The organism is Halioglobus sp. HI00S01 (genome assembly GCF_001635445.1).
GTDB lineage: Bacteria > Pseudomonadota > Gammaproteobacteria > Pseudomonadales > Halieaceae > Halioglobus > Halioglobus japonicus.
Genome location: NZ_LWEE01000163.1, coordinates 21,714 through 41,538 on the forward strand (window position 1 = coordinate 21,714; position 19,825 = coordinate 41,538).

20 protein-coding genes are annotated in these 19,825 nt (G+C 58.1%); 8 read left to right on the top strand and 12 right to left on the bottom strand.

All coding sequences use genetic code 11. The features are described from left to right. Positions 1-7 precede the first annotated feature (7 nt). From A3709_RS15145 to A3709_RS15180, 8 genes are all read right to left on the bottom strand, one after another. Positions 8-2,068, bottom strand: a complete 2,061-nt coding sequence (locus A3709_RS15145; RefSeq protein WP_066056314.1) for a hydantoinase/oxoprolinase family protein — start codon at positions 2,066-2,068, stop codon at positions 8-10. 35 nt (positions 2,069-2,103) lie between these two features. Beyond that, positions 2,104-3,006, bottom strand: a complete 903-nt coding sequence (locus A3709_RS15150; RefSeq protein WP_066056316.1) for a hydroxymethylglutaryl-CoA lyase — start codon at positions 3,004-3,006, stop codon at positions 2,104-2,106. After that, positions 3,003-4,205 (bottom strand): CaiB/BaiF CoA-transferase family protein, encoded by a 1,203-nt coding sequence (locus A3709_RS15155; RefSeq protein ID WP_066056319.1) that lies wholly within the window; start codon positions 4,203-4,205, stop codon positions 3,003-3,005. The genes A3709_RS15150 and A3709_RS15155 overlap by 4 nt, the downstream gene beginning before the upstream one ends. Before the next feature lie 234 nt (positions 4,206-4,439). Continuing rightward, positions 4,440-4,847 (bottom strand): VOC family protein, encoded by a 408-nt coding sequence (locus A3709_RS15160; RefSeq protein WP_066056322.1) that lies wholly within the window; start codon positions 4,845-4,847, stop codon positions 4,440-4,442. Positions 4,848-4,864: 17 nt separating this feature from the next. Then, positions 4,865-5,260 carry a DUF2147 domain-containing protein gene (locus A3709_RS15165; RefSeq protein WP_066056325.1) on the bottom strand — a complete coding sequence of 132 codons (396 nt, stop codon included), beginning with the start codon at positions 5,258-5,260 and terminating at the stop codon, positions 4,865-4,867. A gap of 75 nt (positions 5,261-5,335) precedes the next feature. Next, on the bottom strand, positions 5,336-6,400 hold the full coding sequence (locus A3709_RS15170) for a TauD/TfdA family dioxygenase (protein ID WP_066056328.1): 1,065 nt from the start codon (positions 6,398-6,400) through the stop codon (positions 5,336-5,338). Positions 6,401-6,506: 106 nt separating this feature from the next. Then, a complete protein-coding gene (locus A3709_RS15175) occupies positions 6,507-6,926 on the bottom strand; it encodes a thioesterase family protein (RefSeq protein ID WP_066056332.1) in 420 nt (139 codons plus the stop codon). After that, entirely contained in the window at positions 6,926-7,855 is a 930-nt protein-coding gene (locus A3709_RS15180; RefSeq protein WP_066056337.1) for a 3-keto-5-aminohexanoate cleavage protein, read from the bottom strand. The genes A3709_RS15175 and A3709_RS15180 overlap by 1 nt, the downstream gene beginning before the upstream one ends. A 191-nt stretch (positions 7,856-8,046) precedes the next feature. On the opposite strand from A3709_RS15180, the gene A3709_RS15185 reads away from it, so the two are divergent. Continuing rightward, complete coding sequence (locus tag A3709_RS15185; RefSeq protein WP_066056339.1) at positions 8,047-8,868, top strand: class I SAM-dependent methyltransferase; 822 nt, start codon at positions 8,047-8,049, stop codon at positions 8,866-8,868. Between the two features lie 18 nt (positions 8,869-8,886). Here the strand turns inward: A3709_RS15185 and A3709_RS15190 are convergent, their stop codons facing one another. The 3 genes from A3709_RS15190 to A3709_RS15200 form a co-directional block, all read right to left on the bottom strand. Then, on the bottom strand, positions 8,887-10,707 hold the full coding sequence (locus A3709_RS15190) for an amidohydrolase (RefSeq protein ID WP_066056342.1): 1,821 nt from the start codon (positions 10,705-10,707) through the stop codon (positions 8,887-8,889). 86 nt (positions 10,708-10,793) lie between these two features. Beyond that, a complete protein-coding gene (locus tag A3709_RS15195) occupies positions 10,794-11,117 on the bottom strand; it encodes a hypothetical protein (protein ID WP_066056345.1) in 324 nt (107 codons plus the stop codon). A gap of 2 nt (positions 11,118-11,119) precedes the next feature. Beyond that, entirely contained in the window at positions 11,120-11,494 is a 375-nt protein-coding gene (locus A3709_RS15200; RefSeq protein WP_066056348.1) for a hypothetical protein, read from the bottom strand. Between the two features lie 105 nt (positions 11,495-11,599). On the opposite strand from A3709_RS15200, the gene A3709_RS15205 reads away from it, so the two are divergent. The 3 genes from A3709_RS15205 to A3709_RS15215 all read left to right on the top strand — a co-directional run bounded on the left by A3709_RS15205 (position 11,600) and on the right by A3709_RS15215 (position 14,694). Beyond that, entirely contained in the window at positions 11,600-12,985 is a 1,386-nt protein-coding gene (locus A3709_RS15205) for a M20/M25/M40 family metallo-hydrolase (RefSeq protein WP_066056351.1), read from the top strand. A gap of 108 nt (positions 12,986-13,093) precedes the next feature. Next, on the top strand, positions 13,094-13,357 hold the full coding sequence (locus A3709_RS15210) for a hypothetical protein (protein ID WP_066056354.1): 264 nt from the start codon (positions 13,094-13,096) through the stop codon (positions 13,355-13,357). Between the two features lie 293 nt (positions 13,358-13,650). Beyond that, the gene (locus A3709_RS15215; RefSeq protein WP_066056356.1) at positions 13,651-14,694 is read left to right on the top strand and encodes a TIGR03617 family F420-dependent LLM class oxidoreductase; all 1,044 of its coding nucleotides are present in this window, start codon (positions 13,651-13,653) and stop codon (positions 14,692-14,694) included. On the opposite strand, the gene A3709_RS15220 is transcribed toward A3709_RS15215, so the two are convergent. Next, on the bottom strand, positions 14,691-15,368 hold the full coding sequence (locus tag A3709_RS15220) for a nitroreductase family protein (RefSeq protein WP_066056359.1): 678 nt from the start codon (positions 15,366-15,368) through the stop codon (positions 14,691-14,693). The two genes, A3709_RS15215 and A3709_RS15220, sit on opposite strands and share 4 nt — an antisense overlap. Positions 15,369-15,530: 162 nt before the next feature. Here A3709_RS15220 and A3709_RS15225 point away from each other — a divergent pair, with 162 nt between their 5' ends. From A3709_RS15225 to A3709_RS15240, 4 genes are all read left to right on the top strand, one after another. After that, the gene (locus A3709_RS15225; RefSeq protein ID WP_066056361.1) at positions 15,531-16,472 is read left to right on the top strand and encodes a fatty acid desaturase family protein; all 942 of its coding nucleotides are present in this window, start codon (positions 15,531-15,533) and stop codon (positions 16,470-16,472) included. 71 nt (positions 16,473-16,543) lie between these two features. Further along, the gene (locus tag A3709_RS15230; RefSeq protein ID WP_231871204.1) at positions 16,544-17,980 is read left to right on the top strand and encodes a DUF3336 domain-containing protein; all 1,437 of its coding nucleotides are present in this window, start codon (positions 16,544-16,546) and stop codon (positions 17,978-17,980) included. 90 nt (positions 17,981-18,070) lie between these two features. Next, positions 18,071-19,189, top strand: coding sequence for a nitronate monooxygenase family protein (locus A3709_RS15235; RefSeq protein WP_066056612.1), 1,119 nt, complete (start codon positions 18,071-18,073; stop codon positions 19,187-19,189). A gap of 142 nt (positions 19,190-19,331) precedes the next feature. Next, a complete protein-coding gene (locus A3709_RS15240; protein ID WP_066056364.1) occupies positions 19,332-19,769 on the top strand; it encodes a hypothetical protein in 438 nt (145 codons plus the stop codon). Positions 19,770-19,825: the final 56 nt, after the last annotated feature.

Genomic DNA, 19,825 nt, shown 5'->3' on the forward strand with positions numbered 1-19,825 from the left:
CCGCTCCTTAGGCCGCCGGGTTAATCAGTAGGTTGCCCACTACATCGACCTGTGCGACGTAGCCGGGAAGAATCACTGTGGTGGAGTCCATTTCGCTGACGATGGCAGGCCCGGGCACCTGGATGCCCTCGTGCAGTTGATTGCGGTCGACAATGGCAGCGTCATGCCAGGCGCCGCCATGATAGAACTGGCTCTGGTGAATGATGCAGTCGGCGAGAGTGGTATCAGTGGCTGTCCGTGTAACTTCGGCGATGGCCTGGGTGCGGGCCTTGGCCACGGCGCGAATCATCAATATCTCGTGGCCGTCTTCCAGTTTGAACGTGAACAGCTGTTCGTGCTCGGCATCGAACTGATCGGTAATCAGAGCCAGTCCCTGGGCTTTGAGTTCTTCCTCAGTAAAGTCCACGGTAATCTGGAAGGCCTGGCCTGCGTAGCGGAGGTCGGCCTGATAGGTAATGTCGTGATCTTCAGCCGGAATGCCGTCGGCAATCAGGGACTCGCCCGCGCGCAATTGCAGGGCGTGCAAATCGGCAATCAGCTGGTCGTCACTGAGATCCTCGCTCATGGTCAGGTAGGTACGCGCCGCTTCATCCTGGACCTGAGTGGTGGCATCGCCGTAGGCACACAGGACGCCGGGCCCAGGGGGCACAATGACCGGCCAGGCGTCTGTGAGAATACCCAGGGCATTGGCGTGCAGTGGGCCTGCACCGCCAAACCCGACGAGGGCGAAGTCACGGGGATCGTAACCCTGCTCAACAGAGACCAGACGCAGGGCGCCGAACATGGATTCATTGACGATTTTGATAATCCCTTCGGCGGCTTCCGTGAGCTCAATACCCATGGCGTCGGCGACGCTTTGCACGGCTTTCACAGAGGCATCGCGGTTAATCTCCATCTTACCGCCCAGCTGCACGTCTGAAGGCAGGTAGCCAAGCACTACATTGGCATCGCATACGGTTGGCGCCTCGCCGCCTTTCATATAACACGCGGGGCCAGGCACAGCGCCAGCGGATTCAGGGCCGACGCGCAGTGCTTTGGTGAGTTCCGGTACGAAGGCAATAGAGCCACCGCCCGCGCCAACGGTTCTGACATCGACCGACGGCGCCCGCACGCGCACATCGCCGACAACGGTTTCGCGGCGAACGCGGGCTCGTGCGTCCTGTATCAGGGCTACATCGGTAGACGTGCCGCCCATATCGAAAGTGAGAATGTTGTCGAAGCCTGCGCGGCTGCAGAAGTAGATGGCGCCTGCGACACCTCCCGCGGGGCCTGACATCAACAGGTTGACCGGTGATTCAGCGGATGCCCTGGCGGAAGCAAGGCCACCATCGGAGCGGAGAATGGACAGCTGCAGGTCATCACCCATGCGCTCAGCCAGTGCTGCCTGCAGGTTGTTAACGTACTTAGCGACCTCGGGCTTAACATAAGAATTGACCACGGTGGTTTCGGTGCGCTCGTATTCCTGCATCTCCGGTACCACCTCGCTGGAAACGGAGATGGGGATATCACTGAAAATCTCGCGCGCAATCTCTCTCGCGCGCTGCTCGTGGGCGCCGTTGATGTAGGCATTGATAAAGCAGATGGTAAGCGCCTCGACCGAGCCACGGGCGTGGAGTGTCTGCAGGTCGGTTCTGAGTTGCTTTTCGTCGAGGTCGGCAATAACAGTGCCATCGGCACCGATACGTTCGCTGGCACCGATCGTCAGCTCCAGAGGCGCGAGCAGCGGTTTTTTGACGTAGCTGACCCAGCCGCCCAGGCCGCCGGGGCAAAAGGAGCGGGCCACCTGTAGCGTGTCTTCATAGCCGGCGGTGGTTACCAAGCCCACGGTGGAGCCCTTGCCGGTGAGAACGGCATTAGTAGCCACGGTGGTGCCGTGCATGACCAGTTTGATGTCCGACGGGGTAACACCGGACTCCTCGCAGATACGGGCAACTCCATTGAGGACGCCAATCGAGGAGTCTTCCGGTGTTGAGGGAACCTTGGCTGTGTGAGTCGTGCCGTCTTGCTCGTTCATGAGCAGGAAGTCGGTAAACGTTCCCCCTACATCTACGCCCAATCGGTATGTCATGCTTGTTATCTCCTTGGTGTTTGCCTGAGTGCGTCTCAGGCAGCGTTATTTGTTAACCAGTAATGGGCCCGCCCACCTTGAGGGTGGCCGGTCAGTTCGCTGGCGAGGCTGACGGCTTGCAGCAGCGCGGGCATTTTGATGCCGGTACTAAATCCCAGCCTTTCGCACAGCATGACCACATCCTCGGNGGCGACGTTGCCCTTTGCNCCGGGAGCAAAGGGGCAACCGCCGAGGCCACCGATGGAACTGTCGAAGCGTCGCACGCCACTTTCGATAGCGGCGTACACATTAGCCAGGCCCAGAGCGCGGGTGTCGTGGAAGTGGCAGGCGAGTCGCTCGGGTCCAATGTTTGCTGCCAGCGAGTCCATGAGGCGGCGCACGGCGCCGGGGTCAGCCGCGCCAATGGTGTCGGCGATGACAATCTCATCGGCACCCCAGGCCGCCAGCGATTCGGCCTGACGCTCTATCGTGGCGGGGGCGACCAGGCCTTCAAACGGACATTCGAAGGCCACCGACAGGTAGGCCTGAACACGAACCCCTTCGTTGTGTCCTCGGCTGATGATGTCGCGGGCCATGGCGAGTGTGTCGTCGAGGCTCTTGCCGATGTTTTTCTGGTTCATGGTTTCCGTTGCCGACACAACCACGGCCACGGTTTGCGCGCCTGCTTTACAGGCCAGTTCGTAGCCTTTCATGTTCGGTACCAGCGCACTCAGCAGCGGGCGCACCGCCTCTGGCAATTGTGCAAAGAGCTGTCCGGTACCCGCCATCTGCGGTACGGCTTTCGGCGAGACAAAACTACCGGCCTCGATATGCGCTATTCCACAGTCGACGAGTGCTTCAATGAGCCGCTGGCGTTCTTCAACGCTCAGGTGGCGGTCCTGGCTTTGCAGGCCGTCGCGAGGACCGACTTCGTTTATCACGATGCTGTCCGCGTTCATGCAATCACTCCCTGTTGCTTCAATCGAGTGATGTGCGCCTGGTCGTAGCCCAGCAGCTCGGTGAATACATGATCGGTGTGCTGGCCCAGCAGTGGTGCAGCGGTGAACACATCGTCGTCTGCGCGCGACAGCTTGATGGGGTTGCCGGGACCGTAGGTGCTGTCACCATCCGGGTGGTGCAGCTCCACCACCATATTGCGGTGCTTCACCTGGGGATCCCGCAGGGCCTGGCTGAGTTGATTGACCGGCGCGCAGGGAATGCGCTGCTGCTTAAGCTTCTCCAGCCAGTAGTCGCAGCTCTGCTCCTGAAGCATCGCGTTCAGGTTTTCTTCAATGACATCCTTGGCGGCCCATCGCCCGGGTTGCTCATCCAGAGCGGGATCGTCGAAAGCTGGGCAGGGCACCACCTGCTTCAGGTTTTGCCAGAAATTATCGGTAATCACGGCAATGACGATGAACCCATCGGCGCAGCGAAAGGTGTTGTAGGGCACGTGCACAAAGTGCGCATTGCCGATGGGGTAGGGGTCCTCACCTGACAGGAAGTGCATGGTGGCCATGTAGTTGAGCAGTGAGATCTGGCAATCGAGCATGGCAATATCCACGTGTTGCCCATGGCCGCTTTGTTCACGTTCATACAAGGCCGCGAGTATGCCCATTACGCCGAACATGCCACCGCCCAGATCGCCGATAGGAATACCGGCCCGCACCGGGTGATCGGTGTCGACGCCGGTAATCGACATACCGCCACCGGTGGCCTGTGCCACCTGGTCAAAGGCGGGATCCTTGCAGCTGGGGCCGTCCGAGCCAAAGCCCGTTACCGTGCAAGTAATTATTCGTGGGTTGATCTCGCTCAGGGTGGCATAGTCGATGCCGAGACGCTCGGGTACCCCTGCGCCGAAGTTGCTGATGACGATGTCGGATTGCTCCACCAGGCGATAGAACTCTGCCTTGCCCGCGGTGCTTTTGAGGTCGATGGCGACACTTTGTTTATTGCGGTTCAGGGTAATGAAGTAGGCGCCCATCCCGTCCAGGGAGTTGGCCGGATCGGTGGCTAGCAGTTTCCGGGTGCCTTCACCCTGTAGCGGCTCCACCTTGATCGTTTCAGCACCGAGATCTGCCAGAATCATGGCGCCATAGGGCCCTGACAGCATATGAGTCAGGTCCAGAACGCGCACCCCAGCGAGTGGTTTTTTCGTCATCATTGATTTCCTTTGCAGTCTTAGCGACTTTAATATTATTGAAGCCAGACCGCAGGAACCGTGCCAAAAAGCAGTTCCCAAAGTCCAAAAAGCTGGGGTCAGTGAGAAAAGCTATAAAAATCAGTTTGTTAGAGAATCATTGTTTTTCGTGACAGGCTTGTCACGATGAAAGGGAGTACGACTATTGGAGGGGATTGGATTCACAATGAAAAATAAATTTCAAAATGAATACAATCAGTCGTCGTTTTCCTCGGTCAATTGCAATACCGCACCATGGAATGTGGTGGGGGCGAGGTCGCGCACCTGCCAGCCTTGGAGGCCTGTGCGCTGCGGGGTGTCCGCCAGGCCTGAAACGGCGGTGTCAATCTGCGCTGCTGCGCTGTTCAGGTTGTCCACTTCGAAAGACAACATGAACAGGCCTTCGCCGTGTTCGTCAAGATGTCTGCCGGGAACGCCGTCGGGGTTGGTCGGTTCGATGAGCACGATCCAGGTTTCACCAGCTTTGAAGCGGGCGGTCTTGACGCCACGGCCGTCGAGCTCGCCGTACTCGATTGCATCGAGGGCAAAGGCCTGTTGATAAGTAAGAATGGCGCTGGCCAAATCCTTGACCAGCAGATTGATATGGTGAACTTTCTTGAGCATGCGCGGCGCAGGCGCGCTTACTCGACGAGTGTCCAGGTCTGGCCGTCGCAGAGGAACGCCACGCAGCCTTCTACGGTGAGCTTGTTACCTGAGCGGACCATGGTGGATTTGAATTCCTTGTCGCGCTCCGGGTCCCAAATGCGGCCGCCCGCATATTCGCCATCGCCCTTGTCCTTCATGTCCGCAATCATCACGCGGCCGAGGTGCGGGTAATCGTCAGCTACGCCGTCTTCGGTGAGGGCGCGGGTGATAACACCACAGGTTTTACTGTTATCGGATTCACAGGGGCCGACGGTCACTTCGAGGAACGCGTTGTCAGCATTGGCCTCGGTGCGCCAGATGCCATCGGCAGAGGCCGCCGGTGCAGTGGGAGCGAGGGTGGACAGAAGCAGGATGGAAACGAGCTTGCGCATAACGTTAAGTCTCTAGTTGTTCAGCCACTTGCTGAGGTATCGGTGAGGCGGCGCGAAAATCGTCCGGGCCGTCAGTTACCACTTGCCGTCTACATCTCCAATACGGTCATAGCTGTTGCCAATCAACACGCCCAGATCGCGCTTGTCACCCGGCTTAAGGGCGATGGAAGGGCGACCATGAGCGAAGCGATAGTTGCAGACCAGTGCTACATCGCCCTGGCGCCAGTTGATCGGCATACCGAAGCGATCGTAGATATCGATAAACAGTTTCTTTTCGTCACGGGTCATTTCAGAGCCGTCACCGAAGGTCAGTTTGAGTGGTCGCTCATCCAGTGGTAATTGCATGACCATGGGCCAGGTATCGAACCACACGCCGTCGTCGGCCACGCTGGAGTAGAGCAAATTGCGATCCAGTGGCGCATAGTATTCAAAGGCCGAGATGTAGTAGCGGGTTTTGAGCAGTCGGTTCGGTCCCCATTCCACTTCCAGGCCCTTGGCTTTGGCCATTTCGACAGCCTGATCCGGATCTTCAGTCATCATTGACTGCTGCCAGTGGTTGTAAACACCAATGGCTTCGCGATCGGCGAAGGCTTCACGGTCGGTGAGGTTGCGGTGATAGCAGAGCCCGAGGCGCTTCAGCTTCTGGCCAAAGTCTGTCGCCAGAATAGCGTCGGTGGCGGCGAGGTTGTCCGATACAAACGTCTGGCCACCTTCTTCCAGAGCGTGCTTGCACAGGAAGGCCAGCATTTCGATGCTATGGCCGATATACGCCATCTCATGGTGGTAGTGCAGCCACGCACTCAGGGGCGCACCTACTTCATACACGTTGGGTTCCAGGGCATTGCGCGGGTTGGCGCCGCCTTCGTAGTCCACCTGTCCTGGCATGACCAGACGGGCAGCGGCGCGCATGGCCTGCAAATCGGTAAGCCCGGTGTTAACCAGGTGGACCAGGCCGATCTCGTTGTAAACGCGATTCATGCGCTCAGCGAGCTCGCTGCCGGCGGTCAGGTCGTCGGCATCCATACGGTAATTGGAGCAGTCAATCGTAAACCGCTCAGGATCAATTGGTGGGGTTCCAGTCCACCAGCGCGGCTCAATAGTGTCCGGCAGTGGTGTGTGCAAGGCTTCTGCTACAGTCATCGGTCGTACGTTAGATCAATCCAAAGAGCGCGAAATAGTATCCCACCTCGGGCGCGGCGACAATACATGGATTGCACCTCAAACGGACGCTTTAAGTGACTGATTTTTAGGGAGAAGCGGGGGCTAGGTAAGTGGATGCCTGATCGCGCATGGCATCGGTAATGGGAATCGCCTTGCGGGCTGTTAGGTCAAAGTAGACGCTGGTGCTCTGCAGTGTGGCCGCCAGGTTATTACGACTAATGTTGAACATGGAGTAAGACACGGTAAGCGACTTGCCGCCGATCTTTTCCAGTTGGGCACTGATTTCCAGGAGGTCACCCGCGCCAACTTCATCGGCATAGTCAATCACGTGTTTCACGTCAGCCCAGCCCACGCCCTCGGTTTGGGCGTGATCACCGGCCCAGCCAAAGGCCTTGAACAGGAAGTGGTAGGATGCATCATCAAACATGGCCACGTAGTAGCGAGTGGTCATATGGCCCATGATGTCGCACATGTTTGGGTGCGCGACGCCCTGATGTACCACCATTAGGCAATCTTTACGTTGCGTTGCAGGTCCTGAAGCTTTTTCAGGCCAAAGCTCTCGCGGGCTTCCGCGGGCGACTGCATGCGTGCGCCCATGTTTTCCAGGATGGTGACAGCGCGTTCGACCAGTTGGGCGTTGGTGGCCAGGACACCTTTCTCGAGATAAATGTTGTCCTCGAGTCCTACTCGCACATTACCGCCCAGCAGAGCGGCCTGTGCGACCATTGGCATTTCGTCGGCACCGATCGCGAATCCGCTCCAGTTGGCGCCTTCGGGCAGATTGTCCACCATGGATATAAAGTTGCGGCTGGTCGCCTGCGCACCCCAGCGAATACCCAAGCACACCTGATAGAGCGGGGGCGCATCGAGCAGGCCTTCTTCGAGCATCTGGTTGGCAAACCAGATATGGCCCATGTCGAAGACTTCGAGCTCGGGTTTGACGCCCAGGCGCTGCAGGCGCGAGGCTCCTGTGCGCAACATGTCTGGGGTCGATACATAGACATAGTTGCCCACGGGGTAGTTAAAGGAGCCACAATCGAGTGTGCAGATCTCAGGCACCAATTCCTCAACGTGTTCCATGCGCTCGACCTGGCCTACACAGTCGGTGGCTTCCATGTCGAAATCGAGAGGATTGTCGTCCGGTCCCAGGTAGAGATCACCCCCCATGCCGGTAGTGAGGTTGATGACCACATCGGTATCGGCACTGCGAATGCGATCTACAACCTCGCGATACAGATCTGGGCGGCGTGCCGGCGCGCCGGTATCGGGGTCGCGCACATGAATGTGGGCAATCGCCGCGCCGGCCTTGGCTGCGTCGATGGCTGCATCGGCAATCTGCTTGGGGGTAATGGGAAGATGGGGGGTCTTGCTGGCGGCATCACCGGATCCGGTGACGGCACAGGTAAGAATAACGTTACGGTTAAACTTGCTCACGGGGCTTTAAGACAACGCCCGGTATTTGCAAGCGCCGAATCCTTTTAAAAATCATTTAGTTGGATAGTATATGCGGCTTGGGCCCAGATTTCAATTGAGTGCAGGGAGGGCGATAAGCGCGCTCAATGCTTGAACTGGGCCGCGCAACGCGGCTAAGCTCTGGCCACCCAATAACCACAGGAATACCTGATATGAAACGCGCCTTACTTGCTTCGCTTGTCCTGTTGATGACCGGCCAGACGGCCGTTGCCGACGACGCAGCTCTGCAAAGTGCCATTGACGGCACACACCGCACAGAGGCTTATGCCGCACGCGACAACGCTCGCCATCCACTGCAAACGTTGAATCTGTTTGATATACAGCCTCAGCACACGGTGATGGAAATCTGGCCCGGCGGCGGTTGGTATACTGAAATCCTGGCCCCGTACCTCAAGGAAGATGGCAAGCTGATCGCCGCCCACTACGATGAAAGTGATGAGCAGGCGAGCTATCGGCCCGGTGCGCGCAAGAAGTTTGAAGAGAAGATGGCCGCCGAACCTGACGTTTATGGCAAGGTTGAAGTGACCTCACTCATGTTTGACGAAGCCAAGGGTGAGCTGGTGAAAGCACCGGCTGAAGACGGCACCGTGGATCGTATCGTCACTTTCCGCAATGCCCATGGTTGGGTGGCGCGCGGTATTGTCGAACCGATTTTTGAACACTTCTACGCCGCGCTTAAGCCCGGTGGCAAGCTGGGTATCGTGCAGCACATGGCTGACCCAGGGCAGGATTGGATGTCCGAGAATATCGGCTATGTGGGCCGCGACTACCTGATTGGCGAGGCGGCCCGCGCTGGCTTCGTGCTGGAGGCCGAAGGCTACTTCAATCTCAATCCGCTGGACAACAAGCGCTATGAGGTCGGTGTCTGGCAATTGCCGCCGACACTTTACAAGTTGGAAAGCGATGCCGAGAAAGCACCCTATCTGGCTATAGGTGAAAGCGAGCGGATGACGCTGGTCTTCCGCAAGCCATAACACTCCTGGCTCTGGCCGTTAGCGTTTCTCGCGGGCTGCCAGGGCCTCATACACTACATCGAGCACATGGTGCGCGCCGTGCGGCGTACCGCCAAATGTCGGCACTCGATCACCCAGGGCGGCGGTGGCCGCATCCGTCTGCTGGTCGTAAACAACGGCGTCGGCCTTAATCGTTTTCAGGACGTTGATATCTGCAATGGTCTGAGGATCTACCGCGGTCGGGTCGGCGGAAAGCACCACAAAGTCAGCTTTTTTACCCACCGTAATTGAGCCTTTCTCATCTTCCTCAAAGTGCTGCAAGGCTGGCCAGATGGTCATGGCTTTAAGGGCCGTGAGCACATCGACGCGCTGATCCGCGCCGAGAATTTTGCCAGAGCGAGTGCGGCGGGTGNCGGTCGCTGAGAGCACCCGCATGCTATCTGGCAGGGCCACGGGGGCGTCGTGATGCGTACCGAAAATCATGTCGCGTTCCACCAGCCAGCCGGTGGGCGAAATATTCTGGGCAGCTACTGGTCCCACTGTATGAGCGGCATGCCAGTCACCCCAGTAAAACGTGTGCATGGGGAACAGTGAGGGGAATACGCCCAGCGCTTTTGCGCGATCGACCTGGTCCTCCCGCAGGAATTGGCCGTGGACCAGCACCGGGCGGTTGTCGACGTCGGCGTGCTTGGCCTGGGCTTTCTCGATTGCGTTGAGCAGAATGTCAGACGCGCCTTCGCCATTGGAGTGCACAATGACCTGCAGACCCTGGCTAAAGCACCAGTCGATGGCTTTGTCCGCTTGCTCAGCAGTAATTGCTGAATACCCTTTGTAGCCGGGTGGATAGTTACCTACCGGAGCGTAATAGGGGCGATCGCGCAGTGCGGTAAAGCCCTGGGGGGAACCGTCGATGGTGAGCTTGCAGCCCCCCACGCGGAATCGGTTGACGTACTCTTGTGAGGCGTTGGCAGCGATATAGTCCTGGGCTTCGAGTACGTCAGGAAACGAGACGATATCAATGGGCAGGCCCTCGCTAGCAGCAACGGCTTTCACTGCTTCGCCGGCGGGGCCTGTAGCTCGGCCATCCTGGCCAGTCGTGTAACCAAAGCTGGCCCACATGCGACTGCCGGCACGGGTGAATTCCTGCATGCCATCGGGGCCAAGGCTGGCCAGGCTCTTCATCAACACCGGGAAGAAAGCGTATTCCTCGAGTACACCGTTGGGTGTGCCGTCTTCGTTACGCTGGATAACGCCGCCTGCGGGGTTCTCGGTGTCAGCGTCAATGTCAGCCATGGCCAGGGCGGCGCTATTGGCAACGCCGATATGGCCAGACTGATGGACAATGACGATGGGGATGTCGGCGCTCACGGCGTCCAGGTCGGCCCGAGTGGGGTGGCGGACCTCCTTCAACTGCGCGTTGTCATAGCCAAAACCCACAATCAGGTTCAGCTTCTTGACTGAGTCAGCGTTCTGCTTGCGCCAGGTGTCAAGCGCGGCTTGCAGTGAAGCAATGTCAGTTACATTGCCGTCAGGTGGGGCGAGCAGATTGGCGGACAGGGCCTGTAAGCCGCCAAATACGACGTGCCCGTGGCTGTCCACAAAACCGGGCAGCATGGTGCCGCCAGCGAGATCAAAGTCGTTGGTCGCATCGCCGCGCAAGGCCTTCATATCCTCGAGTGTGCCCACAGCGAGTATTCGGCCATTGCCTACCGCCACAGCTTCGGCACGGGGCACGGTGTCGTCAATGGTAATGATGGGGCCGCCGCTGTAAATCGTGTCGGCGACTGGCGCTGCTGTTACTGCGGCAGAAAGACCCAGCGTCAGGGTGAGAAACGTGTTGGCAATTCGGGTGGTACGCACAGCATTGTCCTTGCAAATATAGAGAACTGATTATTAAGGTAGTTTGTTCCCGCATTTGTTCAAAACTGTTGGGATTAAATACGGTGCTACCAGTTTTTAGGCAGGCGCGGATCCTTTTCCCGGCGATATCGATAACGCTTGTCTCGTTCGCGGCGTTCGACCTCCGCACGGCGCTTGTGCGTACGCTTTTCCCAGATGTAATCACCCGGCTTGGCCGCCAGCACCGAGAAAATGTGGTGTAAGCCGGTGCGTATCAGTAGTGGACGCAAAAACAGACCGAGGAAAATCAGCATTGGGACATACCACATCAGATGCATGGGATAGAACCGTCCCACCAGTAGCGTGCACCACAGCAGCATGATGAAGATGCCGCGGGCCAGTGGCCCCCAGTAAAAGTCATCGTGCGCCATGGTTACTTACACGGGTAGTTGCGCTGCAAGGCGTCAACCATGACCAGTGAGAAGGGCACTTGTATGCCCAGCTCTGAAAACTCCGTGTACTCGGCATTGCGGATTTTTAGTTCGCGCTTGAATAGCTCAAGGGCTAGCTCGAGGGTGATTTCTTCGCTGTCCGGAACGCACCAGCCGCGCTTGTCCTCGGGGAGGTCGCGGGAAACCATAAACAAACCATCGAGCAGGCCGTCGACGTACATACCGACCTGGATTTCCAATACCTCGTTGTCTTTGCCGTGCTTCTCCTGCATTTGCCGATAGCCGTCTACGGTGAGGGCGGCCTGCGATGTGCAGGTGGTGAGAACAGTCAACAAACAGACGAATAGTCGCAGCATCGGCAAGTGATCCCCGGCAGGTTTTTGCTAGAGCTTAGCATGCCGGCGTGGGGATTTGCGGCGGGAACTGGTACATTGTTGCTACAAAAACAGTAGGGGTATGGCGTGAAAAAAGTCTTAGCGCTAGTGGTTACGCTTGTCTGTCAGGCTCATCTGGCGTGGTCAGCGCCAGAGGAACGGCTGGCGCAGGCCGTCCAGTTTGCAACCATTAGCCATCAGGACGCGTCCCGGGTGGATCGCGAGGCGTTTGGTGCCTTCAAACAATTTCTGCTCGATACGTATCCAAGGGTATTCTCTGAGTTGGAAGCAGAGTGGGTCAATGATTTTAGTCTGCTGCTTGTCTGGCGAGGTAGTGAGGCGAGTGCCGAAGGTATTCTATTCACAGCGCACCATGATGTGGTGCCGATTGAGCCCGGCACCGAGGCTGACTGGACCCACCCGCCCTTTGCCGGTGTGATAGCAGATGGGCGTGTGTATGGGCGCGGTACGCTTGATGATAAGCTGGGTGTTATCGGCCTTCTTGAGGCGGTGGACCGTCTGTTGGAGGAGGGCTATGCGCCGCGCAAAACCATTGCGCTGGCATTTGGTCACGACGAGGAGGTCAGTGGCCGCAATGGCGCGAAAGCCCTGGCAGCGAGAATGCGCGAACGCGGTCTCATATTCGCCTGGATGGTGGATGAGGGCGGCTACCTTCTCACAAGCAATCCGCTGCTACCCGAACATACGATTGCGATGATTAATATCGCCGAAAAGGGCTACACCACGTTGACGCTGACAGCGCGGGGTGAGGGAGGTCATTCCTCTAATCCGCCCGCCGAGTCGACTATTGGCCGGCTCTCCCGGGCGTTGGACAAACTGGAACAAAACCCCTTTCCAGCCAGAATATCGCCGCCGGTAGAAGCCATGTTCATCGCCCTGGCGCCGCATATGGGCCAGCCCCAGCAATTTCTGTTCAACAACCTGTGGCTGAGTGAGGGACTACTCGCCTGGCTGATGTCCAAGGATCGTCTCACCGCGCCAATGGTGCGCACGACCACTGCGCTGACCATGTTTAACGCGGGTGTTAAGGAAAATGTTGTGCCGCAGCGCGCTGAGGCCAAGGTGAATTTCCGTCTGCTGCCGGGTGATACGGTGGATTCGCTCACTGCCTATGTGCGCGACGTGATTGATGACGAACTGGTAGAGATCAGTTCCAGCCCCTGGACGGGCATGCCGGGTACTGCCAGCACCGAGGGGGAGGGTTACGCCGCGATTACCCGTGCGGTGGCTGATGTTTATCCGGACGCAGTGCCTGTACCGAGCCTGTTAATGGCCACGACAGATACTCGCCATTACGTGGAACTGGCGCGTGACCAATATCGATTCCACGGTGCGGTCATAGATTATACCCAGGCCTCGGGTATCCACGGTACTGACGAATGGGTATCTATTGAGAGCTTCCTCAAGTCGATTGATGTCGCGCAAGGCATGCTGCGCTACGGTGCAGAATAACCACCTGGGCTGAAGTTCGTGGTTCGCTAGCTACTGTCGGTGTCGCTATGCGCTGTCATCGCATATCTGGCGCGGGATTATTATACGGCACCCGTGTTCTGGAAGCGGGTGACGGCGACGTTTTCGGCCAGTGGCAAAGGCGCCTATTCAGAGATATTCGATAACCTCGAGCTAGTGCGCGGAGCACCGGCGCAGCGAGGTTTGCCGGCGGCGGAGGGTGAAGTTCGCACGGTGTCGGAGCGTGCGCTGGCCGATATGGTGGAGTACGCCGCTTATTTTGATTCCTTCAGCCTGATGGTGCTGCATCGCGGTCAGATACAGCTGGAATGGTATCGCGACGATTACTCCGTAGAGAGCCTCACCCAGTCGTAGTCAATGCATAAGTCGATACAGGCGTTACTGATTGGTCATGCGATATCCGAGGGCCAGATTGAGTCGATCGAAGATCCTGTGGGAAGTATCTGCCAGAGTGGCGCGATGAACCTCGCGGCGAAATTCGTATTATCGATCTGTTGCAAATGAGCTCAGGGCTGGCAGTGTTCCAGTGGGGCTTCAATCCCTTGGTTGAGGCGTTCCGCTGGCTATTTTCCGAAAATCATCGAAGAGTGTGATAATAGTTTTTTGATAAATCGCGCCATCCAAAGTTTGCAGTAGGAACCCCTCTCATGGAAATACACACCACGCTGGTCCAGGATGACCTGGCCCGGGTGCCGGACGAAATTCGCCGTATCGAAAGCGCGGGTTATGACGGTGTCATGACCCAGGAAAACCGCCACGACCCGTTTCTGCCGCTGGCGGTGGCCGCGGTTAGCAGTGAGCGGGTAACGCTGGGCACCGGCGTGGCCATTTCGTTCCCGCGCTCGCCCATGGTATTGGCAAACACCTGCTGGGATTTGCAATCGGCCAGCGGCGGGCGCTTCGTGCTGGGCATTGGCCCGCAGGTGAAAGGGCACAACGAGCGGCGTTTCTCGGTGCCCTGGACACCGCCGGCACCGCGGATGAAAGAGTATATTCAGGCGCTGCGCGCGATCTGGGCCTGTTGGAAGAGCGGCGGCACGGAGCTGGACTTTCAGGGCGAGCATTATCAGTTCAGCCTGATGACACCGAACTTTACTCCGGAGCCGATGGCTTATGAGGCGCCCCCCATTACCATGGCGGCCGTGGGGCCGGCCATGTTGCGCGTGGCGGGCGAGGTCGCCGATGGCGTGCGCCTGCACGCATTCTGCACGCGGCGCTATATCGAGAACGTTATTCTTCCCCAGTTGGAGACCGGGCTTGTACGCGGTCAGCGCCAACGATCTGATCTGCAGGTGACCGGTGGTGGATTTCTGGTGACCGGTGCCACCGATGAAGAGGTGGCGCAGAACCTGGAGTTTTACCGCTCACGGGTCGCCTTTTACGGCGCAACCCGCGCCTATTGGCCGGTGCTGGAGCAACACGACCTGCTCGATCTGGGCGCAAAGCTCAATCAGATGGCGCGCGATGGGCAGTGGCAAGCGATGCCTGCAGAGGTGTCCGATGACGTCATGCAACTGTTTGCGGCAATCGGCCGGCACGATGAAGTCGTTGCCGAGATCCAGCGGCAGTTTGGCGGTCTGTCTGACGCGATTGCGGACAGCACGTCCTATGACATGCCCGGATCACTGCCCGCCGATCTCATTCAAGAGATCCAGGCGCTGCCAACGCCCTGGGCAGGCTTTCGGTCCTAGTCCAGGAACGTCGCAATCTGCTCCAGGGGCTTTTTCTCCAGTGCGGCCGCTGGAACCTCTGCGTCGTCGGCCGGGTGCCCGGCCACTATCAGCATATAGGGGCGTTCGGTGGCTGGTCGCTTGAGTATCTGGCTCAGGAACTTCATCGGGTTGGGCGTATGGGTAAGCGTTGCCAGCCCGGCGCTGTGCAGGGCGTTCAGCAAAAAGCCGGTCGCAATGCCCACCGATTCAGACATGTAGTAGTTTTTGCGTTTTTTTCCTTCTTCATCAGCGCCGCTGCGCTCCAGGAATACGGCAATCAGCCAGGGAGCGATTTCCAGAAAGGGCTTGTGCTGGTCGGTACCCAGTTTGTCCAGATCATCCAGCCATTCCTGGCTGGCTTTGCCGCCATAGAATTCTCCCTCTTCGTGTTCCGCTGCGATGCGGATACTGCGTTTGATGTCGGCATCACTGACACAAACAAAGTGCCACGGCTGGTGGTTGGCGCCTGACGGGGCGGTTCCCGCGGCGCGAATGCACTGTTCGATGATCTCTCTGGATACGGGCTTGTCACTGAAGCTACGCACTGAGTGGCGGCGGGCAATGTGGGTCAGATAGTCGCCGGCGCGGCGGGCCATGTCATCGTCTGAGTAGTTGTCGCGGTGGGGCAGGGGGACGGCTTCAAAATCGGCCATGAGTACGCTCTCGGGGGCTAAAAGGCGCCTATTATTACCTCCGTGCAATTGATTGCAAACCCTGCTGTCAGTCCCGCGGGTCAATTTTCCTGGCAGCTAGCGTCTACTTACCAGAGCCGGTCACAGGATATACTCAGGTATCGATGTGGAAGCGAGATAACGATGAAGGCCACTGACTTTTTGAGCAAGGAAGAGATTAATCAGTTTACCGCGCGCAGCGATGCCTGGGGTGCCTGGTTGGTAGTATTCAACTGGGCCATGATCATCGCCGTGTTTGCCATCGTCATCCATTGGACGAATATCGTGACGGTGTTGCTGGCCCTTCCGTTGCTGGGCGGGCGCCAACTGGGGCTGGCGGTGCTCATGCACGAAGCCGGTCATAAGGCGTTGTTCAAAACCGCGTCGCTCAATCAATGGGTCGGGCAATGGTTCTGCGCCTATCCCATCATGGGCGATGTGAACGCCTACGGAGAGTCGCACCGCATACACCATCGGTTCGCCGGTACCGAGGACGATCCCGATCTGCCTAATTACAAGAATTATCCGGTGAGTAAGGCCAGCTTTAAACGCAAGATCAAGCGTGATCTCACCGGTCAGACCGGGCTGCTCCTGCTGCGTTCATTGGTGGGATCGGCGCAGGGCAGAAATGTCATGTTGCGCGACGGCGAGGAAACCCACTCGGAAATGCGCGGGCTGGCGGTTAACGTCGCGATGTGGCTGGTGATGCTGGCCCTGGGCGTCGGTGCCTATTATCTGTTGTGGCTGGNGGCGTATTTCTTCGCTTACCCGCTGATCGCCAGAATTCGCCAGGTGGCGGAACACGGCAACGTGCCTGACCTGTACGACACTGACCCGCGCAAGAACACTCGCACGACATACGCCAATCCCTTGGAACGATTGTTGTTCTGCCCGAACAACGTCAACTATCACCTGGAGCATCACTTCCTCGCCAGTGTGCCCTGTTATCGGCTGCCAGCACTGCACCGGCTGCTGAGCCAGCGCGGTTTTTATGTGGGCCATGAAGATGCGCTAGCCAATGGTTACCTCGATGTCCTGCGTCGTGCGGTGCCGGAGTTACAGCCAGGTGGCAGTGCCGCTGCCTGAGCTTACTTGCACTGCAAGATCGCTTTCGGGCTAAATAGAGCAGAAATAATAAAGCAACGACAGGTGGATACGTGAGCAAGCGAGCGCTGCGCAAGATCGAAAAGGCCATGGCGGCCGCAGAGAGTTACGATGAGTGGCGGGAGGCGGCCTTGGATTATGACGCCACCTCTGGCGGACAGCGCTGGCGCGATCGCGACCAGTCTCACGACTACGATTTTGTATCCATCCGACGCAGACTCGACCGCCTGCGTGAACTGCGTGCCCGCCACGATTATCCGGGCCTGTTGTTCACCCTGCATGAAGGCATACACGGCAATATGGGTGGTATGGGTCGTGCCTCGCTATACAAGGTAGCGCGGTTGGGCACCAAGCAGGTCATTGAAGACTATGTCGGTGAAATCGCCGATTCACTGCGCTTGCTGGCCACTGTGGAGCATCCGGACATCAACGACGAGGAGCGGCTCGACTTCTTCCGCCGCGCCAATCACTGCTTCGGTCGCTCTGCGCTGATGATGAGCGGTTCCGGCATGTTGTTGTACTTCCATGTCGGAGTGGTGAGGACTCTTAACGAGCACGGGCTGCTACCCAATATATTGTCGGGTTCCAGCGGCGGCTCCTTTGTTGGCAGTATGCTGGCCACCCGCGCTGAGCAGGAGCGACAGAAGTTTTTCGATCCCAGTTACTTACTGACCCAGATTGAACAGGAGAAAGAGGAGCTCAGTGCGCTGCACAAAATACGGCCGCAGCTCCTCCAGATACACGAGGTGCACGGTATCGTCGAGCGGCTGGTACCGGATCTCACTTTCCAGGAGGCCTTCGAAATCACCGGTATCCACATGAATGTGTCGATTGCACCGGCTGAGACCCACCAGACGTCGCGCTTGCTGAATGCGACCACGACGCCGAATGTACTCATCCGCTCGGCCATCATGGCATCCACGGCTGTGCCTGGCGTCTTTCCTGCGGTGACGCTGATGGCCAGAGACAAGTACGGCGACAAGAAAGAATACCTGCCATCACGTAAGTGGGTGGACGGCGCCATGTCAGACGATTTGCCCGCCAAGCGCCTGGCCAGGCTGTACGGTGTGAATCACTACATCGTGAGCCAGACCAATCCACATATCATCCCGTTTGTGCGGGATTCAAACCGCCGCAATACGCGCGGCGATATCATCAAGACGGCGGCCAAGCGCACGGCCCGGGAGTGGATTAACGCTTCCGCGGAAATCATGCAGAAGCCGCTCGCCAGACGGCCGCGCCTGAATCGGCTGACCAATACTATGCTGTCGGTGATCAACCAGGACTACATGGGTGATATCAACATTATGCCGCCGTTTCGTTTCCACAATCCTGCACGAATCCTGGCGCACCTGTCTGAGCCTGAGATTCTCAAGCTGATCAAGGCCGGAGAGCGGGCCACCTGGTCGAAACTGGAAATGATCCGGGTGCAGACCGATATCAGCCGCACACTGGATGGGGTTTGCGACGAGCTGGGCATACTCGACTAAATAGTCCATAGCTTTCGGCCTTACTCGTCATTCTCTTTCGGCGCTTCAGGGCCGATGCTGTCAGCCTCGAACCATAACTGGATCAGGCTGATGCAAACCGATTTCTGCAAACAACTCGGCGTCGACGCGCCGATTTTCGCTTTTACCCACTGTCGCGACGTGGTCGTTGAAGTCTCCAAGGCTGGCGGCATTGGCGTCCTGGGCGCCGTGGGCTTTTCCGCCGAGCAGCTCAAGGAAGAACTGGACTGGATCGACGCCCATATCGGCGATCACATCTACGGTGTGGATACTGCCATTCCCCAGAAGTACGAGGGTATGGACAAGTCGACACCCGAGGAACTGGTGGCGATGATCCAGGCGGCGATTCCAGAGCAGCACCGGGATTTTACCGCCAAGCTGCTCAATGATGCGGGTGTGCCCGAGTGGCCCGATGCTAATGATGGGATCAGCCTGAGCTTTTCTGCGGTGCAGGCACAGGCTCTCGTGGATGAGGCCCTTACGCGCCCCAAGTGCAAGATGATTGTGAATGCACTGGGCACACCTCCACCCGAAATCGTCAAGCAGGTTCACGACGCTGGTCGCCTGATTGGGGCACTGGCCGGGCGCCTTAAGCACGGTATCGCCCACAAAGAAGCCGGGCTCGACTTTGTCGTGTGTCAGGGATCAGAGGGTGGCGGTCACGCGGGTGAAGTTACATCCATGGTGCTGTGGCCACAGATGATTGATGCGGTCGCGCCGCTGCCGGTGCTGGCAGCCGGTGGTATTGGCAATGGTCGTCAAATGTTGGCCGCCATGAGCATGGGCGCCGCAGGCGTCTGGATGGGGTCGCGCTGGCTAATTTCCACTGAAGCCCAGGCCGAGCCTGCACAGCGCGAATCCTACAAGTCTGCCAGCTCTGAAGACACCGTGCGTTCGCGTTCCTTTACTGGCAAGACTGCCCGTATGTTGAAGAACGAATGGACGGAGGCCTGGGAACAGCAAGACACGCCTGACCCATTGCCCATGCCGCTTCAGGGTTATCTGACCTTCGACGCGGTGCGCCGCACGCATCGTTACGCCGGTGTGGAGGATTGTCAGAAAGTGGCCTTTAACCCGGTAGGCCAGGTGGTTGGCCAGATGAATACCGAGGAATCCTGCCGTGACATCATGTACTCGCTGCTGAACGAGTATGCCGAAGCCCTGGAAAACGTACAGGGGCTGTCTTCCTGATCGCACCACCATGACGCTCCGGTTCCGGAGCGTCAGCCTTCTGGCGGCTTGCTTTCAAAGCCGCCTGATTTCCTTGTCACACTACTTGCTTCACCCCGACTGCGACTCGTGCTTGAATGCACGACGACAGGAGAGGGTAGCTATGAATCAGTCTATGGGTTTATTGGTGGGAGGCGTTCTTCCCGCGTTTGCGTTCGGCATCGGTGCGCTACTGCAAAAGCAGAGCAACGACATCGGCATAGGGCAGAGCCCCTATCTTGTCTATTTTGCCGCAGGTATTTTCATTGCGTCGCTGGTGGCGTATTTCGCTTTTCCCGAGAATAGCCATTCGCTTAAGGCTGGCGCCTACGCGACGGGACACGGCCTATTATTTGGAGCGGGTTTTGTCTGCCTGGCACTGGGACTGACGGTGTATGCCGAGCCCATTTCCAAGCTGGTCCCCCTGGCCAACATGAGTACCCTGGTGTCGGTGGTGCTGGGGCTGATTGTCTTCAGCGAGTATACCCGAATGAATCTCGGTTACCTGTTCGGTGGTGCGGCGCTGATTGTCATTGGCGGCATTCTGGTGGCGCGCGCCTGACGTTGCCCCGATTTCGCCGCGCTGTAGTCTTGGGACTCACGTTGCGGTTAGACTGG